This window comes from Rhodococcus sp. ZPP (assembly GCF_017656075.1).
GTDB lineage: Bacteria > Actinomycetota > Actinomycetes > Mycobacteriales > Mycobacteriaceae > Rhodococcus_F > Rhodococcus_F oxybenzonivorans.
Map to the genome: position 1 here is coordinate 4,183,392 of NZ_CP058638.1, position 25,137 is coordinate 4,208,528.

Sequence of the window (25,137 nt, forward strand, 5' to 3'; positions counted from 1 at the left end):
ATGCCACCCGTCACGTCCCGGCGTACCTCGTTCTGCAGGCTGTGTGCCTCCTCGTGCGGGGTTCTGCTCGACATCGAAGACGGGCGGATCACACGAGTGCTCGGCGACGCCTACCATCCGATCTCCGGTGGATACACCTGCCCGAAAGGGCGTCGCGGCGGTGACCTCGTGCACGGGCCGGATCGGTTGACCACCTCGATGAGGCGTACCGCCACCGGCACCCACGAGCCGGTGCCGGTGGCGCAGGCGACTGCCGACATCGCGGGCCGGCTGCGCGCCATCGTGGACCGGCACGGACCGGATGCGGTCGCGCTGTTCATGGGGACGCAGCAGAACTTCGCTGCACTCACCCCGCCAATGGCCCGCGCCTGGTTCCGGGGCACCGGCTCACACAAGCTGTTCTCGACGATGACCATCGACCAGTCCGCGAAATGGGTTGTCGCGGAACGTATGGGCACATACCTCGGCGGCCGGCAACGCTTCGAAGATGCAGACGTATGGTTGCTGGCAGGCACCAACCCCGTCGTCTCCGGCAACGGCGGCGACGGGGACGGCGCGGTGGTGCAGAACCCGTCGGTCACGCTGCGGGCGGCGCGGGAGCGGGGCCTGAAGCTGATCGTCGTCGACCCGCGGCGCACCGAGACCGCCGCCCTGGCCGACATCCACCTGGCGCCCCGGCCGGGGACGGACGCGGTTCTCTTCGCCGGCCTTCTCCACGTCGTCCTCACCGAACACCTCCACGACGCAGACTTCTGCGGCCGGTACACCGCCGACCTGACCGCGTTACTCGATGCCGTGTCCGACGTGACTCCCACTGTCGTGCAGGGCGTCTGTGGTGTTCCTGCCGATCGGATCCGCGAAGCGGCACGGGTATTCGCGGGCGGGAGCCGTGGGATGGCGACCAGCGGCACCGGGCTGTGCATGGGCCCGCACTCGAACCTCGCGGAGCACCTCGTTGCCGCTCTGAACGTTGTGTGTGGCAGGTACCTGCGCGAGGGGGAGCGGGCCGACGACCGCGCCGTGCTGACCCGGCATCAGCCGGCGCGTGCGGAGGTCGCACCGCCCACCCGGGCGTACGAGCACGGATTTCGCAGCCGAATCGGTGGGGTGCGGGCGATTCGCGGCGAGCTGCCGTCCGGCATCCTCGCGGACGAGATCCTCGAACCCGGCCCCGACCGCGTTCGGGCGCTGATCGTCTCCGGTGGCAATCCGGCGGCGGCGCTGCCCGATCGCGGGAAAGCGTTGCGCGCATTGCGATCGCTGGACCTGCTGGTGTGCGTAGACCCTCGGATGTCGGACACCGCGCGGCTCGCCGACTACGTCATCGCCCCGACTACCATGTACGAGCGCGCCGACCACACCGTGATCATGGAGCCGTTCTTTCCACGCCCATTCGCGCAATACACTCCCGCGATCGTGACAGCGCCGCCCGGCGTCGTCGACGACTGGCGGTTCTTCCTCGACCTTGCCGCCGCCTCCGGGCAGCCGGTCAAGTTCGCCGGCCGCATCCTCGATCCCGCCGAGCCGCCGACCTCCGAACAGTTGCTGGCGATGATGACCGAGCGCGGACGCGTGCCGTTCGCCAACCTGGTCGCCGCTCCGCACGGACATCTCGCCGGGCGCAGCGGTGCCGTCGTCGGTCGGGCCACCGAGGAGGGTGCCGGACACCGCCTGACGCTGATGCCCGAGGACGTGCGCGACGAACTACACGCAGCGCTGATGGACAAGGCCGTCACGACGCAGTTCCCGTTTCTTCTGACGGTGCGACGGATCCGCGAGGCCGTCAACTCCACCGGCACTCGTGTCCCGGGGCTCGTTCCCGGCGGCGCCAACCCCGCGAGCCTGCACCCCGCCGACCTCGCCGCCCTGGGTATCGGCGACGGGCAGGCGGTGACCGTGCGGTCGGCGTCCGGACGCCTGCGGGCGACCGCACGGGCAGATGTCACCCTGGCCCGGGGCAGCGTGTCGATGACGCACTGTTTCGGCAGCGTCGACCCGCGCGAGGACGTCGGAGTGAACGTGAACGCGCTGACCGGAACCGGTGAGGGTGTCCAGTCGATCAACGCGATGCCCACCATGACCGCGGTTCCCGTCGCGGTCGAGCCCACCGCAATCGAACAGGACGCGTGATGAGCACCGCAGAACCGATCGTCGGGCACCGAATCTGCCCACTGTGCGAGTCGACCTGCGGGCTACTCGTCGAGCTCGACGGCCGCACCATCGTGCGGGTCGCACCGAACCCCGACGACGTACTGAGCCGCGGGCACAGCTGCGCGAAAGGCCTCGGACTCGGCCGCATCGAGAACGACCCCGACCGGATCCGGACACCGCTGTTGCGCACCTCGGACGGTGGATTCCGCGAGGCCACCTGGGACGAAGCGTTCGGTGAGATCGAGCGGCGACTGCCGGAGTTCGTCACCGGCGACCCGGGCAGCTGCGCGATCTACCACGGCAATCCGGCTGCCCACCACCTGGATTCGACGTTCTACCTGGGTGAGTTGATCGGCGCGGTCGGCACCCGGAACATCTACTCGCCTGCGAGCGTCGACACCTGGCCGAAGAACCTCGCGCACATGCTGCTGTACGGTACCGGTCTCGGCATGAGCCTGCCCGACCTCGACCGCACCGACTACCTGCTGATTCTCGGCTCGAACCCGATGGTGTCCAACGGTAGTACCGTCACCGCGCCGGGAATCCACCACCGCCTGCAGGCGCTGCGCGAGCGGGGCGGCACCCTCGTCGTGGTGGACCCGGTGCGGACCCGCACCGCCGAGGTAGCGGATCTGCACGTGCCGATCCGGCCCGGGACCGACGCCTTGTTCTTGCTGGGGGTGCTGTCCGTGATCGCGTCCGAGGGACTGTCCAGACCCGAGCGGGTGCCGGACGTGGTGGACGGCCTCGACGCCGCCCTCGCGATGGCGGCGGAACTCGAGCCCGACACCGTTGCCGCGGCGTGCGGGATCGACGCCGATGTGATTCGCTCGGTGGCTCGTGGGTTCGCGGGTGCTCCTGCGGCGGTAGCGCATTCGCGGATCGGCACCTGCATGCAGGAGTTCGGCACCCTCGCGAACTGGCTCGTCGAGGTACTCACCATCGTCACCGGCAACCTGGACCGGCCCGGAGGGGCGATGTTCGCCTTGCCGCCCGCGGGTGGACAGAACACCTGGCCGGTGACCAGGCCGCCGAAGCTGATGTTCGACCGGTGGCGTTCGCGGGTGCGGGGACTGCCGGAGGCGATGGGGGAGTTGCCCGCGGTGTGTTTCGCGGAGGAGATCCTCACTCCCGGGCCTGGCCGCACCCGGGCGCTGATCACCCTTGCGGGGAACCCGGCCCGCTCCCTGCCCAACAGCCGGGCGATCGAGGAGGCGCTCGGTGCCCTCGAATTCATGGTGTCGGTGGACTGCTACCTCAACGAGACCACCCGCCACGCCGACGTGATCCTGCCCCCACCACCGGTGACGACCCGGGGCCACCACGATGTCACGCTCGCGCACTTCCAGATCCGGAACGTCGCGCGGTACACCCCACCCCTGCTGGACCTCGCCGACGGCGAGATGGCGGAGTGGCAGATCTTGCTGCGGCTCGCCGCGATCGCCAAGGGAACCCCGCACCGTCCGGTCGGCGAGATCGACGACGAGGTGGCAGCCGTCGCGGCCCGGCGCGCCGCGAAACTCGTCGGCTGCGAAACGGGACGGGCGATGGACGCCGTGGCCGGCCGCCGCGGCCCGCAGCGACTGCTGGACTTGCGTTTGCGCAGCGGACCCTACGGTGACCGGTTCGGGCTCGACCCGGACGGGCTTACTCTCGCACTGCTGGAGGACAACCCGGACGGCATCGACTACGGGCCGCTGGCGCCGCGTGTCCCGGAGGTGCTGCGCACACCGGACGGGCGGATCGACCTGATGCCGGACATGATCGTCTCCGATCTGCCGCGGCTGCGAGCGAGCGTCACGAGGGCAGCCCCGGATCTGCTGCTGATCAACCGGCGCCAGCGTCGCGGCATGAACTCTTGGCTGCACAACGCGTTGCCCCAGCCGGATGCCGGCCAGTGCGCCCTGCTGGTCAGCCCACCCGACGCGGCCGAGCGGGGTCTGGTGAACGGCGACCGGGTGTCGGTCACGTCCAAGGTCACCACCGTGACGGCCGAATTGCGGATCGACGACACGCTGCGTCCCGGTGTGGTGAGCATGCCGCACGGGTGGGGCCACGACGGACCGGGCCTGCGAACGTCCCGGTCGGCCTCGGTGCCCGGCAGCAACTACAACGCCCTGGTGGACGACACCACCGACCTCGAGGCGCTCACGGCGTCCCCGATCTTCAACGGCGTCCCGGTCACGGTGACGCGCACGAGCGAGGAGCATCCCTGATGGCGTACGTGGTCACCCAGAACTGCTGCAACGACGCGACCTGTGTCGCGGTCTGCCCGGTCGACTGCATCCACCCGACTCCCGCGGAGCGGGACTACCAGCGCACCGAGATGCTGTACATCGACCCGGGCGCCTGCATCGACTGCGGCGCCTGCTCCGACGTGTGCCCCGTGGACGCGATCGTCCCCGGCGACGCACCCGCCCCCGACATCGACCAGTACCGGGAAATCAATGCCGAGTACTTCCAGCACAATCCACGCAGCATTGGGCCGGGCGCGCACGTGCAGCCGCTTCCGCTCGCCCTCGCGACCGCCGGCGTCGCCGACCCCCCGGCGCTGCGAGTGGCGATCGTCGGATCCGGACCGTCCGCGTTCTACGCCGCCGAGGAGCTGCTTGCCCGCCGCGACATCGCCGCCGAGGTCACCATGTTCGAACGACTGCCCGTGGCCGGCGGACTCGTGCGGTTCGGCGTCGCGCCCGACCACTGGCACACGAAGTCGGTGGAGCGGGTCTTCGACCGCACCGCGCGTCGTGACGGCTTCACGTTCCATCTCGGCGTCGAGGTCGGGAAGGATGTGACGATCGACGAGGTGCTGGCCCATCACCACGCGGTGATCCACGCGGCCGGCGCGGCGGGCGACCGGCGCCTCGGCATCCCCGGCGAGGACCTACCGGGCAGCCATGCCGCCAGGGAGTTCGTCGCCTGGTACAACGGCCATCCCGATCACGCCGACCGCGCTTTCGACCTGACCGCATCCCGCGCCGTCGTGGTCGGCAACGGCAACGTCGCACTCGACGTCGCCCGCATCCTCGTCTCCGACGTGGAGACCCTGCGCCGCACCGATATCGCCGATCACGCCCTGAGCGCACTGGCCGACAGCCGGATCGAGGAGGTGGTGATGCTCGGCCGACGGGGACCCGAGTACGCGGCCTGCACCACTCCGGAACTGCTCGCGCTCGGCTCTCTGCAGGGGATCGACGTCCTCGTCGACGGCCCGGTCACGGCAGGCCCGGATGCGCCGACCAAGCTGCGGATCCTGGCCGACTACTCCCGGCGGGAGCCGACTCCGGGGAACAAGCGCATCGTGCTCCGCTTCGGCACCACCCCGCAGGAGGTGACGGGTGACGGGCGCACCGCGGGACTGATCGTGACCGGCACCGACGCGGGCACCGAGGACCGGATCGAGTGTGGTCTGGTCCTGCGGGCGGTCGGGTACCGCGGACTGCCCATCGCCGGCCTCCCGTTCGACGAGGCCGCTGGAACCGTCGCCCACGTGTCGGGCCGGGTCACACTGCCCGACACGGGGAAGGCTGTGGCCGGCCACTACGTGGCGGGCTGGATCAAGCGCGGCGCGACCGGGGTGATCGGCACCAATCGCTACTGCGCGGCGGAGACCGTCGAGGCCCTCCTCGCCGATCACCGTGCGGGACTGCTTCCCGCACCGTCCGGGGCGTCCGCGGACCTGGCGGCGCTGGTACGCGAACGCCGACCCGACGCGCTCGGCGGTGCGGACTGGAGCGCAATCGACCGCTTCGAGCGCGAGCGCGGCCGCGAGGCAGGCCGGCCCCGCATCAAGATCGTCGACGCCGGGCAGGCGGCTGTCGTTGCGGGAGCGGCAGTCCGATGACCCCGAAGGACACGACCCAGGTGCACACGTTCTGCCGCATCTGCGAGCCGGGATGCGGCCTGCTCGCCGACGTCCGGGACGGCGAGGTGGTCCGGTTGCAGCCGGACCGGGATCATCCTGTACACCAAGGGTTCTCCTGCCACAAGGGGGTGCACTACCTGCAGGTCCACTCCGATCCGGACCGGCTCGACCGGCCGCTGAAGAGGACCAATCCGCGGAGCGAAGAACGCGGCGACTTCGAACCCGTCGACTGGGATGTCGCGGCGCGCGAGATCGCCGGCAGGCTCCGGGAAATACGGCAGAAGTACGGCCGCAACGCCCTCGCCGTCTATCAGGGCAACCCGTCGGCGTTCAACGGCGCCTATTACGCGAACGCCGCCACGCTCGCCCGCGGCTTCGACACCCGGATGCGCTTCAGTGCGGGAACGCAGGACACGTCGGCCAAATATGCGGCGAGCGAGGCGATCTACGGCGCGTCGATGGCGCATCCGATTCCCGACCTGCTGCACACGGACTACTTCCTGTGTCTCGGCAGCAACCCACAGGTTTCGCACATGACGCTGATCCACATCTCGGATCCGATGGCCAAGATCCGCGCCGTGAACAAGCGCGGCGGAACCGTGCTGTTCGTCAATCCGCGCCGCATCGAGTCGTCGTCACCGGAGACCGGTGAGGTGCTGCTGATCAAGCCGGACACCGACTTCTACTTCCTCGCCGGAGTTCTGCACGAGATCGTGTTCCGGATCGGGTACGACCGGGACGTCGTGGAACGTCACGCGCGACGCGTCGACGAACTGCTCGACTTCGTCCGGCAGTATCCCGTCGACCGGATCGCCGCGGTCACCGGTATCGACGCCGACACGATCCGGCAGGTCGCCACCGACTTCTGCGCGGCGCCGAGCGCGAGCATCTACATGGCGACCGGCGTGAACCAGGGCCGGCAGGGCACCCTGGCCTATTGGATGCTCACCATGGTGAGCCTGTTCTCCGGCAACCTCGGCAGACGCGGCGGCAACATCTACTCCCGCGGTGTCGCCGATGTCGTGCAGGGCTCGAAGCGCAAGCGGGAGGATCCCTTCTACGACGGTCCCTTCGGTGAGATGCGCACGGTCAGCGGCGACCTGCCCGCCGCGCTCCTCCCGGAGTTCATCGAGAACCCCGACGACCCGATTCGCGCACTGATCGTAGTGTCGGGCAACCCGCTGCTGTCGGTCGGCGGGGACGGCCGCCTGCGCCGTGCGTTCGAGCAGTTGGACCTGATCGTGACCGTCGATCTGTATCGCACGGTTACCGGCGAGATGGCGGACTATGTACTGCCCGCGACGGACTGGCTGGAACGGGAGGACATCAACTTCCTCAACACGATGGGCGTCGCGATGGAGCCCTATGTGCAGTACACGCCTGCCGTCGTGCCGGCGAAGGGGGAGCGTCGCGACGACTGGTGGATTCTGTCCCGCATCCAGCAGGAGATGGGCGTCCCGACCCTGCTGGACGACCCGGACCCGAATCCGTTCGCCGCGGTCGACGCGATGATGCGAGACTCGGGTCTGAGTATCGACCTTCTCGCGACGATGCCCTGCCAGACCGCGGTGCTGCCGGAGGCCGATCCCGCGCACGTGTTCAGCATCGCAGTCCAGCACGACGACGGACTGATCGACTGCTGCCCCGCACTGTTCCAGCGCTCGTACGAGACCGCCGAACGCATCCTCGCGGAGCTGGCCGCAGAACCCGCCGACCAGCTCAAGCTGATCACCCGGCGCACCCACTACATGGTCAACAGCTGGCTACACAACCTCCCGGTGTTCAAACAGGGTGTCCACCAGAGCAATCCGCTGTGGATGAGCCCGGACGACACGCGGTGCCGCGGCCTCGTAGAGGGCGACGACGTCACTGTGCGCAACCGCCACGGCGAGGTCGAGGCGGTTCTGGTCTGCGACGACACCCTTCGGCCGGGTGTCGTGGCGATGACGCACGGCTGGGGGCAGGGCACGGCCCGAGGGCTGGGCGTGGCGAGGCGCAACCCCGGTGTGAACGTCAACCGGCTCGCGCCCACCGGCACGGACGGTTACGACCCGCTCAGCAACCAGTCACAGCTCACCGGCATCAACGTCGAGGTGATCCGAAGCATGGGACCCCCTCGGGGAAGGACCGACGTTCAGGGCAGTGGCGCAACGGCATGACAGCCGGGCGTGACGGCCGTCGCCGGATCCAGCAGATTCCTGACGATACGCAGCGTGGTGTCGTCATAGACCATGGTCCCGTGATTGGTCAGATTCTCGGCGCAGAAATCTTGGACCACGACGTTGGAGACGTTCGGTCCGGGTGGTAGCTGAGACTCGCTCAGTTGCACGACAAGATCGGACCGGGAACTGACAGTGGCGTATTCGACCTCCGGTCGGGTCATTCCGTCGACGCCGGTTTCTGCGACGAACGCCGAACCTGCGGTGCCGTCGTCGACCGCGGGAATTGTGCGACCGACGAGATCTTTGGCCTGAGGGTGTCCGGCGAGGAGATTGAGCATCCCGTACGCGCTGATGCCGTTGGTGGCGGCGGCGACACCGATCATCGTGCCGACCTTCGACGCTCCACCCAGCCGGTTGATGTAGTACAACGGTACGAGCCCGCCCTGGGAGTGCCCGACGATGTCGACCCTGTCCGCGTCAGTGGCAGCGAGAATTTCGTCGACGTAGTCACCGACCTGTTGCGCGGACACGCGCATGTCCCCGATCTGATGGAACGGTCCGGTGTTCGTGCCACCGTAGTTCAGACCGAAGACGCAGTAGCCGTCCGCCTTCAGCTGTGGAGAGTACATCGCCCAGTTGGCGTACATGTTCTCGAAGGTCCCGTTGACGAGGAGGACGGGGCGAGGATGCACAGCGCTCGGCCTGCACGAAAAATCGTTCATGCCCGGTGGAATTGCATCGGGGTACACGATGGAATATGCCCATGCGGCCGGCCAACTTGTCTGTGGCGGACCCTCGAGGGCGCGGTCCGGTGCGGCTAGAGCCACGGCCGGAGTCGTGAGGACCGCCAGGAAACTGCACACTGCCACCCCGCGCGCGATTACACCCATCTCGCACTCCTCTTCCGCGACTGCGGACAATTGGCTTTTACCTATGGAGTCTAGGTTCTTGGCAGCCGTCAAGGGTGAGAACGGCGAAAAGGGCGCGGCCGAGAATCGTCAGCCGCACCCTTTTCTTCTGCCCTTTATTCGCTCAGGCCTTCATCAGATCGCGATGGATGATTTCCTTCATGATCTCGTTGGTACCGCCGTAGATCCGTTGGATTCGGGCGTCGATGTACGCCTTCGCGACGGGGTACTCCATCATGTAGCCGTAGCCGCCGTGGAATTGGACACCGGCATCGATCACCCGGCCTTGCAGTTCGGTAGCCCAGAGCTTGGCCTTCGCTGCGTCGACGGCGGTGAGGGTGCCGGCGTTGTGTTCACGCACGCACCGGTCGATATACGCACGCGACACCTCGACGGCCGTCTGAAGTTCGGCGAGCGTGAAACCCATGCCCTGAAAATCGCCGATACGCTTGCCGAAGGCGGTGCGTTCCTTGACGTAGTCGAGTGTCCAGCCGAGAACTGCCTCGGCCGAGACCTGCGCGGCGATGCCGATGCCGAGTCGTTCGAGGGGAAGGCTCTGCATCAGATACGCGAAGCCGGAGCCCACCTCACCGAGCAAATTCTCCTTCGGGATACGTACGTCCTCGAAGAACAACTCGGCCGTGTCCTGCGCGTGCAGGCCGAGCTTGTCCAGTTTGCGGCCTCGGCTGAATCCCGGCGTTCCGTCCTCGACGACGAAGAGGCTGAAGCCGCGGGAGCCGGCAGAGGGATCTGTCTTCGCGAAGACGATCACGATGTCGGCGAGGATGCCGCTGGTGATGAAGGTCTTGGACCCGTTGATCACCCAGGTGTTGCCGTCGGCGACGGCGGTGGTCTGGATGGCGCGCAGGTCGCTGCCGGCGGCAGGCTCACTCATGGCGATCGCACCGATGGTCTCACCGGTGACGAATCCCGGCAACCACCGTCGGCGCTGTTCTTCGTCGGCGTGACGGAGAAGGTAGTTCAGGACGATGTCGTCGTTCGTGGAGAACCCGGACTGCAGGGCCGATGCGCCGACGCGGGCGATCTCCTGCTGGATCACGAACCGGAAGCGGTAGTCGAGTTCACCGGGCCCGCCGTACGCCTCGGGGACGGGTAGCCCGAGCAGGCCCTGGCGACCCGCTGCCAGCCAGGTCTCACGATCGATCAGGCGATCCGCATCCCATTTCTCGAGTTGGGGGACCACGTGCTTGTCGACGAATCCACGGACGGATTCGCGGAACAACTCGTGGTCCCGGTCGAAGAGATCGCTCTGCATGTTTTCCTCCTGATGCGGGACGCCCGTCAGGCGACCTGCACATCGTGTGTTTGTCAGTTCGTTGCCAGCAGTTTCTGGGTCTCACGCCGGAACACCTGGTTGGCAACCTCGTTCTGGCCCAGTACCATCCGTCCGGCGTTGGCGCTCGTCATGCCGTGCTGGGAGTCCCGTAGGAGTGGGAAGTCTTCGGCGTGAAGAACTGCGAGCAGAATCTCCCAGTTCTTGTTCCACAGGCGAGTCCACTTCTCCTCGGTCATCTCGGTGTCCGCCACTGGTGGCACGATCAGACGCATCTCCATGCGGCAGCGCTGCGGATCGGTGGGGTGGGGCCGGAAGGTGAGGAGCTGGAAGTGATCCGGCTGCCGCAGCAGGGTGCTGTTGGGAAGCAGGAAATGGGTTTCCGTGATGTCCTTGGCCAGGCTCCGGTCGCCGGGGTCTTCCTCGATCCACCGATCGATCGACTTGCGCGGGGCGATGAAGCGGCAGTGCCTGCCGAAGTCCTCGAACGCCATCACGTTGGTGTGGATGTGCTTGGCTGCAGTGTTGGGGTGGGCGTACTGGATGTGGTATCCGTCGAGGAAAGCGTCCTGCATGATCTTCCAGTTGACCGGCTCGTCGAATCCCTCGGACTGGACGGCGATCTTGGAGTCGAGGCCGTATCCGGACAGAATTGCATCCATCTCTTTCCCGAGCCAACCGGCCACGTCGATCTCGGCGTTCGCCTCGTCGACGACCCAGATGAAGCCGTGGCGCTCCTCGGTCGGCAATTCGACGAGGCCCATGCTCGAGGTGTCGGGCTCCCCGAAGGTGTTGTCACGGGTGATCGTCCGCAGGGTGCCGTCCGTGTCGTACGACCACCGGTGGTACGGACAGGAGAAGAGCCGGCAGCGGCCCTTCTCCTCCTTCTCCAGGAGGGCGCCCCGGTGCCGGCACAGGTTGACGAACGTCTTGACGCCACCGTCGCGCTGGCGGACGACAATGATGTTGTTCCGCGGCATCTGCAGGGTGAAGAAGTCGCCGGAGCGAGGAATCTCGGAGCCATGCGCGACGATCGAGGGAACCCGCCCGAAGATGAGGTCACGCTCTCGCTTGGCTATGGCCGGATCGGTGAATTCCTCCGGCTGAAACCAGGTGATGTGGTCGAACGCGTCCGTCGTGTCGTTGCGCAGGTGATCCAGGGCCCGGCGAATACGTTGCTCGCGGGGTGCTCCGACCTCGGTCATTGCATCTCCTCCAGTCTCGTGGGCGCCCGGCTACCGTGTGGGCACCGGCTTGCGAACTTGTGTACTGCGAATCAACGCCTCTAAATCTAACTGACGTAGTTTTACCTGTAAACCCCGGCGCCGTGGTCGCGGCAGGAGTCGGGTCTTGCGCCGGGAATCTACTGAGATTAGATTATCCCACTGCGGTCGGTGTGATCGAATTCACTTGGCGACGGGATGTCGACGATGGCCGGGCAGCCGAATGCAATCGAACGGGAGGTACCTGCCGATGCACCCTGACACGTCGGTCAGAACCGTACGAGCACGGACCGAGTGTGCGCCGTCGAGTGAGAAGTCCGACAGCCTGGCGGGCACCACGATCGGCGTCGTCGGCGCCGGGATGATGGGCGCTGCCATCGCCTACACCTGCGCGCGGGCAGGAGCCGACGTCGTGCTGTGGGCGCGAACGCTGGAGAATGCGCGCCGAGGCAAGTCGTACGCCGACCGGCGGGAAGCGCATGCGAGAAAAGCGGGGACCTCGAACAGGTCGACGTCGCAGTCCTTGCTCGCGCGCATCACGCCCACCGAGTGCGCCAGAGATCTGTCGGCGTCCGCGCTGGTAATCGAGGCCGTCGCAGAGAACGTCGCCGTCAAACAACAGGTGCTGCAGATGGTCGAGGCAGTCACCGAGGCTCCTACGGTGCTTGCGTCGACGACGTCGACCCTGCCGATCGCCATTCTCTCCGCGAAGCTACAACGCCCGCAGTGCTTCCTCGGGATGCACTTCTTCTCGCCCGCCGACCGGATGTCGTTGGTGGAGACGATCGTCGGATCACGTACCTCGCAGGCCACCGTCGCGGCATCACTGGCGTACGCGCGGATGCTCGGAAAGGTACCGATCGTGGTGGGCGATAGTCGGGGATTCTTCACCAGCCGTGTGATGGAGCGCTATCTCGACGAGGCATTGGTCGCGGTCGGGGAGGGAATCGATCCGGGCCTTGTCGAGCGCGCAGCGACCGCCGCCGGATATCCGGTGCCGCCGCTCCACTTGCTCGACGAGATCACCTTGACGCTCAACCGCGCGGTGCAGTGCGAGAACCGTCTAGCTGTCGAGGCGGACGGCGGGACGTGGCGGGGGAGCGAAGCAGACAGCGTCCGCGACCGGATGATCGACCAATGCGGTCGCGGGGGCAGGTCGGACGGTCAGGGTTTCTACGAGTACGACTCGGATGGCAAGCGCTCGAGATTGTGGCCCACCCTCCGTGAGGTGTTCGGGCCCGCACGGCATATTCCACTGAACGATATGCGCGACCGGTTGTTGTTCGTCGAGGTTCTCGAGGCGCTGCGCTGTCTCGGCGAAGGTGTCGTGGGATCCGAGTCCGACGCCGACACGGGATCTGTTCTCGGCATCGGGTTCCCAGCGCACACGGGTGGGGTTCTGTCGTTCCGGCGTTCCTATCCGGGTGGCGAGGACGGGTTCACCGCTCGTGCCCGCGAGCTTGCAGGCCGTTACGGCGACCGCTTCCTCCCACCGGAGCAAAGTTCGGAACCATACGATCAACCGGAGTGCCCATGACCTACGTAGTTACCCAAGCCTGCTGCAACGACGCGACGTGTGTCGCGGTGTGTCCGGTGAACTGCATTCACCCGACTCCCGACGAAGCGCAGTACCAGCGCACCGAGATGCTCTACATCGATCCGGCCGCCTGCATCGACTGCGGGGCCTGCGCCGACGTGTGTCCGGTCGACGCGATCGTTCCCGACAGCGACCTCACCCCGGAAGCCGAGATCTACAAGGATCTCAATGCCGCGTACTTCCTGGGCAACCCGACCGTGTCCGGCCCGAGCGAAGTGCCGGCCGAACCTGTCGTCACGGCGCCCCGGCCCGGTCCGCTGAAGGTGGCGATTGTCGGGTCCGGTCCCTCCGCCTTCTATGCGGCCGAAGAGTTGCTGACTCGGCGAGACGTCGACGTCGACGTCTCCATGTTCGAGCGGCTCCCGGTGGCCGGTGGGCTCGTCCGGTTCGGGGTGGCTCCGGATCACCAGACCACGAAGGCCGTCGAGCGGGTCTTTTCCCGTACTGCCGGCCGCAACGGTTTCCGCGCCTTCCTCGGCGTGGAGATCGGTCGGGATATCAGTGTCGACGAGCTGCTCGATCATCACCACGCGGTGATCTACGCGAGCGGTGCGTCCGACGACCGCAAGCTCGGCATCCCGGGCGAAGATCTGCCGGGGAGTTTTGCTGCACGCGAATTCGTCGCCTGGTACAACGGACATCCGGACTCCGCGGGTCGCACCTTCGATCTGTCGGGGCGTCGTGCCGTGGTGATCGGCAACGGCAATGTGGCGCTGGACGTAGCACGGATCCTGGCGTGCGATCCCGACCGGCTCGTCCCGGGTGATATCGCCGAACATGCGTTGGACGCACTTCGGCACAGCACCATCGAAGAAGTCGTGGTTCTCGGACGACGAGGGCCGGAGCACGCAGCGTTCACGACACCCGAGCTCATCGCGCTGGGAGCGTTACACGAGGTCGAGGTGAGCGTTCACGGCGGATTCGACGCTTCCGACGATGCCTCGATCAAGTTGCGGACGCTGGCCGACTACGCACGCCGCTCCCCTCGACCGGGTCGGCGGAAGATCACCCTGAGGTTCCACGGGACGCCCGTCGAGATTCTCGGTGACAGTCACGTCGAAGGTCTACGGATCGCGTCCACCCGGATGGACGGAAGCGAAGAGGATCTCGAGGCAACTTTGGTGCTGCGTTCGGTCGGCTACCGCGGCGCTCCCGTGCCGGGGTTGCCGTTCGACTCCCAACACGGCACGGTCCCCAACGTTGCAGGCCGCGTTGTCGATCCGGTGGACGAGCGTCCGGTGCCGGGGGTGTATGTCGCCGGGTGGATCAAGCGGGGTCCGACCGGGGTGATCGGCACCAATCGATACTGCGCCGCCGAGACCGTCGACGCGCTCGTAGCCGACCATCAACGTGCGCTTCTTCCGCAGCCGAGCCGACCAGGTGACGAGTTGGCGGAGGTCGTGCACTCCCGGTGTCCGGAGTCGTTCGGTTTCGACGGCTGGAAGCGGATCGACCGGTACGAACGTGTCGAAGGACGACGCCGGGGCCGGGCCCGGCAGAAGCTGGTGGAGGTCGGTGCGATGCTCGCGGTGGCCCGTGGGGCAGAGAGCAGCTAGTACTTGCCACAGTAAACAACGACCTTTAGATTTAACAGGCGGATGTGACGTACGGCTCTCTCCGGGAGGCCGAAGACACAGCACGGTCCGCCGTGCTCGCCGCCGAGCACCCCGCGATCGATGACAACTCTTGGAGGCTTACATGAGCGGCACTGTTGTAGACGCTTTGACCTACTGGTCCCGGTCGAAGCCGGATCTGACCGCGATCGACTTCGACGGCGACTCCGTCACCTACGCAGAGCTGGCCGCATGGGCCGACGGGGTCGCCCACGACCTCGCGTCGCGCGGTGTCGTGCCCGGTGATCGGGTGAGCTTCCTCGGTGCCAACAGCCTCGAGTGGGCGGTGGCCTCGCTCGCTGCCATGAAGGTCGGTGCCATCGCGGTCGGTTTCAACCAGCGCATGCTCGCCGGCGAGCTCATCACCCTCGTCGAGGACTGTGAACCCACCGTCGTCTACTGCGAGGAGGCGCTGCTGCCGCGCCTCGAAGAAGTCCAGCAGGCACGCAACACCTTTTCGATCGCAGTGTTCGAGAAGGATGTGCGTCCGCTGCGGGGCAGCAATCATGCGAAATACCGCACTCCGGTGGTCGACCTCGACACTCCCACCGCCATCGTGTTCACCAGCGGCACCACCGGCAAGCCGAAAGGCGTCATTTTCACCCACGCCACCGTCGCCGGCGAAATGCACGAATGGCACTTGATGGAACCGATTCAGCCGAACAACCTGCGCCCGGTGCTGGTGCTGCCCCTGTTCACCGCTGCCGGCATCATCTGGGGTATCTCGCGCGTCGTCCTTCACGGCGGAACCCTGTTCCTGCAGCCGGGATTCGATCCGGCGAAAACGCTGCGCATATTGGCCGAGGACAAGGCCAACACCCTGACGGGGCCGCCGATCCTTTTCGAGCAAATCGCGAAAGCGCCCGGGTTCACCGACGCGGACTTGAGCCACATGGTCACCGCACACGTCGGTGGCGCACGCGTACCCGTCGACCTGCTGCACAAATGGCAAGCCCAGGGAGTGTCGCTGCGACAGATCTACGGTCAGACCGAGATCGGCGGATCCGCGACCGCGATGCCGCGCGAGGAGGCAGCCGAGCATCCCGACAAGTGCGGCTGGGGTGGCATCTTCACCAAGATTCGCGTTGTCGATGCCGAGGGTAATGACCTTCCCCCCAACGAAACCGGGCAGATTCTGTTGCGCGGCCCGGGCATGATGCCGGGATACTGGCGCAACGAGGACGCGACCCGGTCGGCTCTGATCGATGGCTGGCTCCAAACCGGTGACCTCGGCAAGCTCGACGAGAACGGTTATCTCACGTTCGTCGATCGCCTCAAGGACATGATCATCTCCGGTGGTCTGAACATCTCACCCGCCGAGATCGAGGCCGTTATCAATCAGATTCCCGGGGTCGAGGAGGTCGCGGTGATCAGCGTTCCCGACGCCAAGTTCGGGGAGACCCCGGCCGCGCTGGTCCGGACCACCATCGAGATGAAGGAATCCGAAGTGGTCGGTTTCTGCAACGAGCGTCTCGCCGACTACAAGGTGCCGCGGTACATCGTCTTCATGGACGAACCCCTGCCCCGGATGCCCAGCGGGAAGATCGCCAAGCGCCAGCTGCGCGACGCCTTCGCGGACGTGCCCGACAACTACGACAAGGTTCGGTGATCGAGCCGTGGACTCACCCAAGGTCGCTCTGGTCACCGGTGGTGGCCGCGGAATCGGCGCGGCCATCTCGCGCCGACTTGCCGCCGACGGATTCGCTGTTGCGGTGAATTACTCGCGGAGTGCGCGCGATGCCGAGGAAGTGGTCGCAAAGATAGTCGCCGACGGTGGACGTGCTGTGGCGATCCGAGCCGACATTTCACAGGCCGCCGAGGCCGAGCGGCTCATCGCCGACACCACCGTCCAATTGGGCGCCCCCACCGTGGTGGTCAACAACGCGGGCATGAACAAGGCCGGTGCGGCCCGGAAGCAGAGCCCGGAAGATTTCGACGAAGTGATCGCAGTCAACCTCAATGGTGCGTTCTACTGCACCCACTTCGCGCTACCCGAAATGTATGAATCCGGTTGGGGCCGAGTCATCTTCGTCAACAGCCCGTCTGGCGGACGGCGCCCGTCCCCCGGCATGAGCGCCTACTCCGCGGCCAAGGCCGGGCTGGTGGGAATGGCCAAGTCGATGGCACTCGAGGTTGCCCGTCGCGGGATCACAGTCAACTGTGTGATGCCCGGCTTCGTCGCTACCGACATCGTGGCTTCGGGTGGCGAGGCGGGGGGTCGAAGCCCTGACCAAGCACTGGCCCTCCATTCCGCCCGAATCGATCGCCTCCACCATCTCGTTCCTGGCGAGCGACAACGCCGCCGACGTCTCCGGTGAGGAAATCGGTGTGTGGCGAGGTGGCCCCGTCGGGGTGTGACCGTCGAATACAGCTGAGACCGCCCACCGGCAGAGCCAGTCCGGTGGGCGGTTTCCTGCTGTCTGGCCATTCCCTCCCGGAATGCGAAACGGGCTCCGATCCGGTGGATCGGAGCCCGTGCCTCGAGCGGTGCTGTCGCTAGGCAGTGACCGGCGTTCTGTCGTCGTCCCGCTTCACCGCGGACGACGAGCGGGAACGAGACAGGACGGTTGCCCCGAATCCGAGCAGCGAGACCACACAGATCAGGAGGCTTAGCCATACCGTGGTGTCGTCGAATGCCAAGGCTACCGCGATGACTGGAACGAACGCCGCGCCGAGAGCGTTGCCGGCCTCACGGCCGAGACCGAGGCCACTGTAGGCGTGCTGCGTGTGGAACAGCTCGATGACGTAGGCGCCCATCGGACCGAATATGGCGGCGACTCCGATGCCGTTGCCTGCCGCCATGACCACCCAGTACAGCAGCGGGGGTGTTCCGACGCCCGACAACAGCGAGATGCCGACCCAGGCGAACACGGCGCTGTACAGGAATCCGAACATGATCACCGGTGCTCGGCCGACCCGGTCCGACAGGGAACCGAACATCGGGATCAGAATGGCATTCGCGAGCTGCGCGGCGATCAGGCCGATCAGGACCTCGGTGCCGCCGAAGCCCAGCTGATTCTTACCGAAGGTGCCCATGAACACGATGTAGAAGTAGCCGATGCCGGTCTGACCGATGGTCATCACGAGCACGGTCAGAAGTGCGCGCGGCTGCTGCCGGATCACATCGAAGATCGGCGTTTTCGAAACCGTGTCGCTTTCCTCGATCGCCCGGAATGCGGGTGTTTCGGGCAGGCTGCGGCGTAACCACAGGCCGTAGGCGAGGATGACGACGCTGCACAGGAACGGGATACGCCAGCCCCAGGCGAGGAAACTTTCCGGGGACATCAGGGATGACACCGTCAGCAGAGACAGCGTGCCGAGCACGCCGCCGAGCGCCGCACCCATGCCGGGCAAGGAGCCCATCAATCCCTTCTTCTTCGCGGGCGAGAATTCGACGGCGACCAGAGCCGCGCCGCCGTACTCACCGCTGGCGCCGATGCCCTGCAGGATTCGGAGGAACACCAGCAGAGCCGGTGCGAGCCAGCCGATCTGGGCGTAACTCGGCAGCAGGCCGACGAGCAGCGTAGCGACACCCATCAGGACGAGGGTGAAGACGAGAATTCGTTTTCGGCCGATGCGGTCGCCGAGGCTGCCGAGGATCACCCCGCCCACCGGACGGACCAAGAATCCGACCGCGAAAGTGCCGACCGCCTGCAGCGTCCCCAATAGGGGGCTCGAGCCGGTGAAGAACACGGAGGCGAAGACCACCGACGCGGCCGAGGCGTAGAGACTGAAGTCGTAATATTCGAGCAGGGTACCGACGAAGGCGGCGCGACTTGCGCGTCGCGAGTCCGCGCGGGAGGGTCCGGAATCTGCATCCATGGAGATTTCCGCAGCTGTGGTCGTACGTTCGGTCATACGAAACCTCGCGTTGTGAGTGCTGGGCGAAGTGCCCGAATCATGTAGTGACGCAGACCACATTAACCTATTGTCTTTAGAATTGTCTATCGGAGCAACGTCGACGCCGCCTTCGCCTCTTCCCGGTAGTTGGACGGCCACTTCTTGCCCAGTGTCAGCCCTCCGTCCACCCCGAGGGACTGTCCGGTGACGAACGTGGAGTCGTCGGAGGCGAGGTAGGCGGCGGCGTGCGCGAGGTCTTCCGGCTCGCCGGCGCGTGGAATGGGCTGGAAGTTCGTCAGGCTGCGCCGCACGGCATCGACGCTGCGATCGAGTGCGTCGTCCTCGAGGCCGGCGCCGTGGCCGACGATGCGGGTGGCGACACCTCCTGGGATCAGTGCGTTGACGCGGATTCGGTATTCGGCCAGCTCCACGGCGGCGGTTCGGGTCAGTTGCAGCACTGCGGCTTTCGCGGCGCTGTACGGGTGCGGTCCGAATCCGGTACGGACGCCTGCCACGCTCGACACATTGACGATGCTGCCCGACCCCTGATCGCGCATCACGCGGGCGGCATGCTTGGTCCCGAGGAACGCACTGCGGGCGAGCATCGCGAACCCGTTCTCCCACTCGTCGAGCGATGTGTCCTCGAGGAAGGTCCACGCGCCCACCCGGCCGGCGTTGTTGACCATGCAGTCGAGCCTGCCGAACCGATCGACGGCCAGTGCGACCGCGGCCTCGACATCGGCCTCGGTGCGTACATCGGTGTGCAGGTAGGCGCCACGGTCGCCGAGGCCGGCGGCGACGGCCTGGCCCCGCGGGTCGTCGATGTCGGCCACGACGACGCGGGCTCCGCGTTCGGCGAACGTGCGGGCCGTGGCTGCGCCGATTCCGCTCGCGGCTCCTGTCACCACGGCGACCTTGCCGTCGAGGTTCGTCATCGTGGACTCCTTCGGTTGTGTTCCGGGCTCGGTTCCTTGAGCTTTTAATCTAAAACCATTAGTCTGCGTCTGTCGAGTACCTCGTCCCTGGGAGAGCACTATGTCCGACGCGAAACTGATCTTGATCGAGCGGCCGCGGCCGGGCATTCTGCTGATCCGGCTCAATCGCCCGGACGAGCTCAATGCCATGAATGTCGACCTCATCGAGGAGTTGCACGAGGTGCTCGCAGAGGTGCGCGATGATTCGCTCACCCGCGCGATCGTGCTCACCGGTGAAGGCCGTGCCTTCTGTGCCGGTCTCGATCTTCGCGGATACGGCACACCGCCGGGCGCAACCGAGGGTGAGGGCCGGGCCCAACTCGGACTGCGGGTGCAGAAGCACATCGCCGGCCTCGTCGACGCATTCCGCAGCACCCGCGCGCCGATCATCGCGGCCGTCAACGGTGCGGCAGCCGGGGGCGGCATGTCGCTGGCCCTCATGGCGGACATTCGCATCATGTCCGAGACGGCGGTACTGCACGCCGCGTTCATCCGCCGCGGTCTGTCGAACTGCGACATCGGAATGAGCTGGCTCCTGCCCCGCATGATCGGCTTCTCCCGGGCGGCGCAGATCATGCTCACCGGCCGGTCCATCGACGCCGCCGAGGCCGAACGCATCGGTCTCGCCTCGTCCGTCGAACCCGCAGACACGGTGCTCGAGGTGGCACTGGACACCGCCGAGGCCATCGCGCAGAACAGTCCGTTCGGGGTCTGGATGACCAAGGAAGTCATGTGGTCGAACCTGGAGGTTCCCAGCATGCGCGCCGCCATCGACCTCGAAAACCGCACCCAGATCCTCAGCTCGTTGACGCGCGATCACAGGGAGGCCGTCGTTTCGTTCCTCGAAAAGCGCCCGCCCGAGTTCCAGAACCACTGACCACATTCCGACCGATTCGACGGCACACAGAGAAGCAGTGAGTAAAAGTATGAGAGTGGGAATCGCCGCAGGGTATTGGGGATCGGGCCCGCCGCGCAATGTCGAAAGAATGCTCGCCGAGGCCGAGGCCCTCGGCGTCGACAGCTTCTGGACCGCCGAGACGTACGGCTCCGACGCACTGACACCGCTCGCGTGGTGGGGAGCGCAGACCTCGACGATCAAGCTCGGTACTTCGGTGTGCCAGATGTCGGCGCGCACTCCGACGGCGCTGGCAATGGCCGCGCTGACTCTCGATCATCTCAGCGGTGGTCGCGTGATCATCGGCATCGGTGCGTCCGGACCGCAGGTCGTCGAGGGCTGGTACGGGCAGCCCTACCCGCGGCCTCTCGAACGCACCCGCGAGTACATCGAGATCATGCGGCAGGTGTGGGCGCGCGAGAAGCCGGTGACCTACTCGGGGCGGCACTACCAGCTTCCCGTCCAGGACGGTTCCGGCTTGGGCAAGCCACTGAAGTCGATCGTCCATCCCCTGCGGGAAGATGTCCCTGTCTACATGGGCGCCGAAGGTCCGAAGAACGTGGCGTTGGCCGCCGAGATCGCCGATGGCTGGACGCCGCTGTGGTTCTCGCCCAAGAGCGACGAGTTCTACCGCAAGGCACTGGCCGAAGGCTTCGCACGGGATGGAGCTCGCCGCACCGCCGAGGACTTCGAGATCGCGAACGTGTGCTGGCTCGTCGAGAACGACGACGTGGAAAAAGCCGCCTCCCGGCTCAAGCCGACGGTCGCGTTGTATGCCGGCGGCATGGGCGCCAAGGGCGCCAATTTCCACAACGACGTGTTCGCGCGCATGGGTTGGGGCGAGGTCTGCGCCGAAATCCAGGAGCTGTACCTGAGCGGTCGGCCCGACCTTGCGGCCCAGGCCGTCCCCACCGCGATGGTCGAGGATGTTGCGCTGATCGGTCCCGCGGACAAGATCATCGAAGAGATCGAAACCAAGTGGAAGAACACGTGTCTGACCACTCTCATTCTCGGTGGGTGGCCCAAGCCGGAGAACCGTGAGCGCATCCTCGCGGCGGTGCAGTCGTGACCCTGCAGTCGAAAACAAGTCTGGACCCGAGAACCCCGGTCCTGGTTGGTACCGGCCAGACCAGCGAACGCGAGGGCGGCGTGGAGCCCGTCGATCTGATGGTGCGCGCGGCGCGTGCAGCCGCTGCCGACGCGGGATCGACGCGCCTGCTCGAACTCGTCGATTCCGTCCGGGTGGTCGGGCTGCTGTCGTGGCGTTACCGCGATCCGGGCGCGCTCGTGGGTGCGCGGATCGGCGCGACCGTGCAACACACCGGCTACTCCGGTAACGGCGGAAGCACGCCGCAGGTGCTCGTCAACGGGGCTGCCGAGGACATCGCCGCCGGGCGAGCCGATGTCGTGCTCATCGGCGGCGCCGAATCGTGGCGGACCCGCACCAAGTTGCGGGCACAGAAGCTGCGCCCCGACTGGACGGTGCAGGACGAGTCGGTGCCCGTCGCTGACATTCTGGTCACCGACGTGCCGATGGCGGCAGAGAGTGAACGCCGCATCGGTCTGGATCGGCCCTCGTACGTCTATCCGCTGTTCGAACAGGCGCTGCGGGTATCGGCGGGACGTTCACTCGAGGAGCATCGGGAGGTCGTCGGTGGGTTGTGGTCGCGGTTCAGCAAGATCGCGGCGACGAATCCGAACGCGTGGGTGCAGCGCGAATACACCGCTGCGGAGATCTCGACGCCGTCGCCCGACAACCGGATGATCTCCACGCCCTATACCAAGCTGCTCAATTCGAACAACATGGTCGATCAGAGCGCGGTGTTGCTGATGTGCTCGGTCGAGACCGCGACACGACTTGGTATCCCGCAAGAGAATTGGGTGTTTCCGCAGTCCGGCACCGAATCACACGATACGTACGCGATCGCCGAACGTGAGGCGCTCGACGGCTCCCCGGCAATACGCATCGCGGGGGCGCGGGCCCTCGATCTCGCCGGTATCGGCCTGGACGAGATTGCATACGTCGACGTGTACTCGTGCTTCCCGTCGGCGGTGCAGGTCGCGGCGAAGGAGCTGGGGCTCGCGCTCGATGATCCCGGCCGGCCGCTGACGGTGACCGGTGGGTTGACGTTCGGCGGTGGGCCGTGGAACAACTATGTCAGCCACTCGATTGCGACGATGGCGACGCGGTTGCGCGAATCTCCGGGATCGTACGGTTTGGTGACCGCCAACAGTGGTTACCTCACCAAGCACGCCATGGGCGTGTACCGGACCGAACCTCCCGTCGGCGGGTTCAAGCGTCTGGACGTGCAGGCCGAGGTCGATGCGCAGCGCACGACGAGAGCGCTGTTGTCCTACGCGGGCAGGGCGTCGGCGGAATCGTGGACTGTGGTGTACGGCCGCGACGGCTCCCCGGAGCGCGGTTTCCTCGCGGCCCGCACCGCGACGGGGGAGCGGACCCTCGTGGTCACCACGGACGCCGCGGATCTCGTCACCCTCACCGAGGTCGATATTGCCGGTCAGCAGGTTTCGATCTCGGAAGAGGGGCACTTCCGCTTCGCGTGATCTTGACGCCCTTTTACCTAATGTCATAAGGTTAATGCACTGACGGACACGGCATGCTCGTGTCACGAAATCGAGGAGTTTCCAGATGTCTGTCGAAGACTTTCGCGCACTGTACGAACAGCATGTCGGCCGCGTTGTGGCCGGAAACATGAAGGGCGCTCTCGCCGACATGGTGAAAGAGAACATTCCGCAGGTCTTCGACGGAGTCGACACCCCCCGCGAGGCCGCGCAAGGCTTCGAGATCAAGGATGTGCGCGCCGAGGGCAACCGAATGGTCGGCGAAACCGTCTATGACATGGGTGACCGGTCGATCGGGCTGCGCTCGATCTGGGAATGGCACGACGGACGCTGGCTCGCGGCGGCGCTCGAGAACTTCCCTACCGGCTCGGAGGCACACGCATGACCGCAACAGAGCCCGTCGCGGAACCGTGGGGCCCCACACCCGACGGACTCGATGGACCGTACTGGGATGGCCTGCGCGTCGATGAGCTGCGCCTTCAACGCTGCAACGAATGCAGCACCTGGATCTGGGGCCCGCAGGCCATCTGCGGTCACTGCCACAGCTTCGACCTCGGATGGGAAACCGTCGAACCGTCCGGCACCGTCTACAGCTGGAACCGCAGCTGGTACCCCTACATGGACGAATACGCCGACCGGCTGCCGTACGTGACGGTGTTGGTGGAACTGCCACACGCCGACGGCCGGCGGGTGCTGGGCATACTCGCCGACGACATCGAAACGAATCCCGAGATCGGCGACCGGGTCGTCGGAGTCTTCGAACACTCCGAGGGCGCCCCCTGGCCGTTGCTGCGCTGGCGTCGCGCCGCGACCGCAGAAGGAGAAAAGGGATGAGCGCCAACATCATGCGCGGCGCGGCGGCAGTCGTCGGCGTCGCCGAACAGCATTACAAGCGCGGCGAAGCCCTGCACAGCGAGAAGCGAATGACTCTCGAGGTCATCCTCCAAGCGTGTGCCGACGCGGGTATCAGCCCCCGCGAGATCGACGGTTTCGTCTCCTACGCGGGTGGCGCCAACGACGGTGCCATCGTCGGCGGCGCATTGCTGATCGACGAACTCCGTTGGTCGAACATGATGTGGGGCGGTGGCGGCGGCAGCGTCGCAGCCGCCATCACGAATGCGGCCACTGCGATCGCCACCGGCCAGGCAGACTGCGTCGTGGTGTATCGCGCGATGTCGCAGGCCGATACGGGCCGGCTCGGATACGCGAAGTACCACTACGGCAGTCACTTTCTCGCCCACGGCATCGGCTCGCCCGCACAGATCTGCGCGATGCGCACTCAACGGATGCTCGAGCACGGCGGAGTGCCGCGCACGGCCATGCGTTCTCTCGTCCTCGCGTCGTATCAGCACGCGCAGAGCAACCCCACCGCTCAGGGCTACGGACGGCCCCTCGACGAGGAGGCCTACGAGAACTCACGGTTGATCGCCGAGCCGTTCCACCTGTTCGACTGCTCCAGGGAAAGCGATGGCGCGGTCGCGCTGGTGCTCGTCTCGGCCGAGCGAGCCAAGACCCTGCGTTCCGACCCGGCGTATCTCCTCGCGGGCGCGCAAGGTGCACCGGGCGGATACTCGGAACTGATCGACAACGATCTCGGCGAGCAGTACATGAGCGCGGGATTCGGCCCGGCCAACAACGGCAAGCCCGGTGTCGCCGAAAGGCTCTGGTCGGCAGCGGGTCTCGGTCCGGACGACGTGGACGTGGTTCAGGTGTACGAAAACTTCAGTGGCCCTGCCGTGGCGGCGCTGATCGATCACGGTTTGTGCCCGCCGGGCGAGGCTGCCGGCACATTCATGACCGTCGAGAACCTCACCGCGCCGAACGGCAAGCTGCCCGTCAACACCAGCGGTGGCAACCTCGCCGATTCGTTCATCAACGGCCTGAACCTGGCGGTCGAGGCGGTCAGGCAGATCCGCGGCACCTCGACCAACCCGGTGGACGGCGCGAAGACGTCGCTGTTCATCGGCGGCCCGATGGCACCGCTGGTGAGTTCGGTGCTGTTCGGCCACGAAGAGACCCTGTGACCGCCCTT

At 66.4% G+C, this 25,137-nt stretch carries 19 protein-coding genes; 14 read left to right on the forward strand and 5 right to left on the reverse strand.

Annotated features, from left to right (window positions below; translation table 11 throughout):
• The 4 genes from HYG77_RS19815 to HYG77_RS19830 are packed head-to-tail and all read left to right on the forward strand — an operon-like array spanning position 1 to position 8,175.
• A complete protein-coding gene (locus HYG77_RS19815) occupies positions 1 to 2,130 on the forward strand; it encodes a molybdopterin-dependent oxidoreductase (RefSeq protein ID WP_208960323.1) in 2,130 nt (709 codons plus the stop codon).
• Positions 2,130 to 4,367, forward strand: a complete 2,238-nt coding sequence (locus HYG77_RS19820) for a molybdopterin-dependent oxidoreductase (protein ID WP_208960324.1) — start codon at positions 2,130 to 2,132, stop codon at positions 4,365 to 4,367. Before HYG77_RS19815 ends, HYG77_RS19820 begins: the two co-directional genes overlap by 1 nt.
• Complete coding sequence (locus HYG77_RS19825; RefSeq protein ID WP_208960325.1) at positions 4,367 to 5,995, forward strand: FAD-dependent oxidoreductase; 1,629 nt, start codon at positions 4,367 to 4,369, stop codon at positions 5,993 to 5,995. Before HYG77_RS19820 ends, HYG77_RS19825 begins: the two co-directional genes overlap by 1 nt.
• Positions 5,992 to 8,175 carry a molybdopterin-dependent oxidoreductase gene (locus HYG77_RS19830; protein WP_109333631.1) on the forward strand — a complete coding sequence of 728 codons (2,184 nt, stop codon included), beginning with the start codon at positions 5,992 to 5,994 and terminating at the stop codon, positions 8,173 to 8,175. Before HYG77_RS19825 ends, HYG77_RS19830 begins: the two co-directional genes overlap by 4 nt.
• Here the strand turns inward: HYG77_RS19830 and HYG77_RS19835 are convergent.
• The 3 genes from HYG77_RS19835 to HYG77_RS19845 all read right to left on the reverse strand — a co-directional run bounded on the left by HYG77_RS19835 (position 8,151) and on the right by HYG77_RS19845 (position 11,585).
• Positions 8,151 to 9,068, reverse strand: a complete 918-nt coding sequence (locus HYG77_RS19835; protein WP_244372955.1) for an alpha/beta fold hydrolase — start codon at positions 9,066 to 9,068, stop codon at positions 8,151 to 8,153. The two genes, HYG77_RS19830 and HYG77_RS19835, sit on opposite strands and share 25 nt — an antisense overlap.
• Positions 9,069 to 9,210: 142 nt before the next feature.
• Positions 9,211 to 10,362 carry an acyl-CoA dehydrogenase family protein gene (locus HYG77_RS19840; protein WP_109333627.1) on the reverse strand — a complete coding sequence of 384 codons (1,152 nt, stop codon included), beginning with the start codon at positions 10,360 to 10,362 and terminating at the stop codon, positions 9,211 to 9,213.
• Between the two features lie 53 nt (positions 10,363 to 10,415).
• On the reverse strand, positions 10,416 to 11,585 hold the full coding sequence (locus HYG77_RS19845) for an SRPBCC family protein (RefSeq protein ID WP_109333625.1): 1,170 nt from the start codon (positions 11,583 to 11,585) through the stop codon (positions 10,416 to 10,418).
• A gap of 268 nt (positions 11,586 to 11,853) precedes the next feature.
• Between HYG77_RS19845 and HYG77_RS19850 the strand changes: the two genes are divergently transcribed.
• From HYG77_RS19850 to HYG77_RS19865, 4 genes are all read left to right on the forward strand, one after another.
• A complete protein-coding gene (locus HYG77_RS19850) occupies positions 11,854 to 13,140 on the forward strand; it encodes a 3-hydroxyacyl-CoA dehydrogenase family protein (protein ID WP_208960326.1) in 1,287 nt (428 codons plus the stop codon).
• On the forward strand, positions 13,137 to 14,756 hold the full coding sequence (locus HYG77_RS19855; RefSeq protein ID WP_208960327.1) for an FAD-dependent oxidoreductase: 1,620 nt from the start codon (positions 13,137 to 13,139) through the stop codon (positions 14,754 to 14,756). The genes HYG77_RS19850 and HYG77_RS19855 overlap by 4 nt, the downstream gene beginning before the upstream one ends.
• Before the next feature lie 142 nt (positions 14,757 to 14,898).
• A complete protein-coding gene (locus HYG77_RS19860; protein WP_208960328.1) occupies positions 14,899 to 16,422 on the forward strand; it encodes an AMP-binding protein in 1,524 nt (507 codons plus the stop codon).
• Between the two features lie 7 nt (positions 16,423 to 16,429).
• Complete coding sequence (locus tag HYG77_RS19865; RefSeq protein ID WP_244372957.1) at positions 16,430 to 17,131, forward strand: SDR family NAD(P)-dependent oxidoreductase; 702 nt, start codon at positions 16,430 to 16,432, stop codon at positions 17,129 to 17,131.
• 178 nt (positions 17,132 to 17,309) lie between these two features.
• On the opposite strand, the gene HYG77_RS19870 is transcribed toward HYG77_RS19865, so the two are convergent.
• Both HYG77_RS19870 and HYG77_RS19875 read right to left on the reverse strand, forming a co-directional pair.
• Complete coding sequence (locus tag HYG77_RS19870) at positions 17,310 to 18,671, reverse strand: MFS transporter (protein ID WP_208960329.1); 1,362 nt, start codon at positions 18,669 to 18,671, stop codon at positions 17,310 to 17,312.
• A gap of 86 nt (positions 18,672 to 18,757) precedes the next feature.
• Positions 18,758 to 19,588: an SDR family oxidoreductase gene (locus tag HYG77_RS19875; protein WP_208960330.1), complete on the reverse strand. Its 831-nt coding sequence runs from the start codon at positions 19,586 to 19,588 to the stop codon at positions 18,758 to 18,760.
• A gap of 100 nt (positions 19,589 to 19,688) precedes the next feature.
• Between HYG77_RS19875 and HYG77_RS19880 the strand changes: the two genes are divergently transcribed.
• The 6 genes from HYG77_RS19880 to HYG77_RS19905 all read left to right on the forward strand — a co-directional run bounded on the left by HYG77_RS19880 (position 19,689) and on the right by HYG77_RS19905 (position 25,129).
• Positions 19,689 to 20,504: an enoyl-CoA hydratase-related protein gene (locus HYG77_RS19880; protein WP_141469842.1), complete on the forward strand. Its 816-nt coding sequence runs from the start codon at positions 19,689 to 19,691 to the stop codon at positions 20,502 to 20,504.
• A 49-nt stretch (positions 20,505 to 20,553) separates the two neighbouring features.
• Positions 20,554 to 21,591, forward strand: a complete 1,038-nt coding sequence (locus HYG77_RS19885; protein ID WP_109333609.1) for an LLM class F420-dependent oxidoreductase — start codon at positions 20,554 to 20,556, stop codon at positions 21,589 to 21,591.
• Positions 21,588 to 23,087: an acetyl-CoA acetyltransferase gene (locus HYG77_RS19890; protein WP_208960331.1), complete on the forward strand. Its 1,500-nt coding sequence runs from the start codon at positions 21,588 to 21,590 to the stop codon at positions 23,085 to 23,087. Before HYG77_RS19885 ends, HYG77_RS19890 begins: the two co-directional genes overlap by 4 nt.
• Positions 23,088 to 23,172: 85 nt before the next feature.
• Positions 23,173 to 23,490 carry a hypothetical protein gene (locus tag HYG77_RS19895; RefSeq protein ID WP_109333605.1) on the forward strand — a complete coding sequence of 106 codons (318 nt, stop codon included), beginning with the start codon at positions 23,173 to 23,175 and terminating at the stop codon, positions 23,488 to 23,490.
• The gene (locus HYG77_RS19900) at positions 23,487 to 23,939 is read left to right on the forward strand and encodes a zinc ribbon domain-containing protein (RefSeq protein ID WP_208960332.1); all 453 of its coding nucleotides are present in this window, start codon (positions 23,487 to 23,489) and stop codon (positions 23,937 to 23,939) included. The genes HYG77_RS19895 and HYG77_RS19900 overlap by 4 nt, the downstream gene beginning before the upstream one ends.
• Positions 23,936 to 25,129: a transporter gene (locus HYG77_RS19905; protein WP_208960333.1), complete on the forward strand. Its 1,194-nt coding sequence runs from the start codon at positions 23,936 to 23,938 to the stop codon at positions 25,127 to 25,129. The genes HYG77_RS19900 and HYG77_RS19905 overlap by 4 nt, the downstream gene beginning before the upstream one ends.
• Positions 25,130 to 25,137 lie beyond the last annotated feature (8 nt).

What these genes read in the sequence shown, in the direction of transcription:
- HYG77_RS19870 (WP_208960329.1), bottom strand. Translation starts at nt 18,671, where the DNA reads ATGACCGAACGTACGACCACAGCTGCGGAAATCTCCATGGATGCAGAT.
- HYG77_RS19825 (WP_208960325.1), top strand. Translation starts at nt 4,367, where the DNA reads ATGGCGTACGTGGTCACCCAGAACTGCTGCAACGACGCGACCTGTGTC.
- HYG77_RS19820 (WP_208960324.1), top strand. Translation starts at nt 2,130, where the DNA reads ATGAGCACCGCAGAACCGATCGTCGGGCACCGAATCTGCCCACTGTGC.
- HYG77_RS19875 (WP_208960330.1), bottom strand. Translation starts at nt 19,588, where the DNA reads ATGACGAACCTCGACGGCAAGGTCGCCGTGGTGACAGGAGCCGCGAGC.
- HYG77_RS19845 (WP_109333625.1), bottom strand. Translation starts at nt 11,585, where the DNA reads ATGACCGAGGTCGGAGCACCCCGCGAGCAACGTATTCGCCGGGCCCTG.
- HYG77_RS19830 (WP_109333631.1), top strand. Translation starts at nt 5,992, where the DNA reads ATGACCCCGAAGGACACGACCCAGGTGCACACGTTCTGCCGCATCTGC.
- HYG77_RS19885 (WP_109333609.1), top strand. Translation starts at nt 20,554, where the DNA reads ATGAGAGTGGGAATCGCCGCAGGGTATTGGGGATCGGGCCCGCCGCGC.
- HYG77_RS19850 (WP_208960326.1), top strand. Translation starts at nt 11,854, where the DNA reads ATGCACCCTGACACGTCGGTCAGAACCGTACGAGCACGGACCGAGTGT.
- HYG77_RS19905 (WP_208960333.1), top strand. Translation starts at nt 23,936, where the DNA reads ATGAGCGCCAACATCATGCGCGGCGCGGCGGCAGTCGTCGGCGTCGCC.
- HYG77_RS19900 (WP_208960332.1), top strand. Translation starts at nt 23,487, where the DNA reads ATGACCGCAACAGAGCCCGTCGCGGAACCGTGGGGCCCCACACCCGAC.
- HYG77_RS19860 (WP_208960328.1), top strand. Translation starts at nt 14,899, where the DNA reads ATGAGCGGCACTGTTGTAGACGCTTTGACCTACTGGTCCCGGTCGAAG.
- HYG77_RS19855 (WP_208960327.1), top strand. Translation starts at nt 13,137, where the DNA reads ATGACCTACGTAGTTACCCAAGCCTGCTGCAACGACGCGACGTGTGTC.
- HYG77_RS19880 (WP_141469842.1), top strand. Translation starts at nt 19,689, where the DNA reads ATGTCCGACGCGAAACTGATCTTGATCGAGCGGCCGCGGCCGGGCATT.
- HYG77_RS19815 (WP_208960323.1), top strand. Translation starts at nt 1, where the DNA reads ATGCCACCCGTCACGTCCCGGCGTACCTCGTTCTGCAGGCTGTGTGCC.
- HYG77_RS19840 (WP_109333627.1), bottom strand. Translation starts at nt 10,362, where the DNA reads ATGCAGAGCGATCTCTTCGACCGGGACCACGAGTTGTTCCGCGAATCC.
- HYG77_RS19895 (WP_109333605.1), top strand. Translation starts at nt 23,173, where the DNA reads ATGTCTGTCGAAGACTTTCGCGCACTGTACGAACAGCATGTCGGCCGC.
- HYG77_RS19835 (WP_244372955.1), bottom strand. Translation starts at nt 9,068, where the DNA reads ATGGGTGTAATCGCGCGCGGGGTGGCAGTGTGCAGTTTCCTGGCGGTC.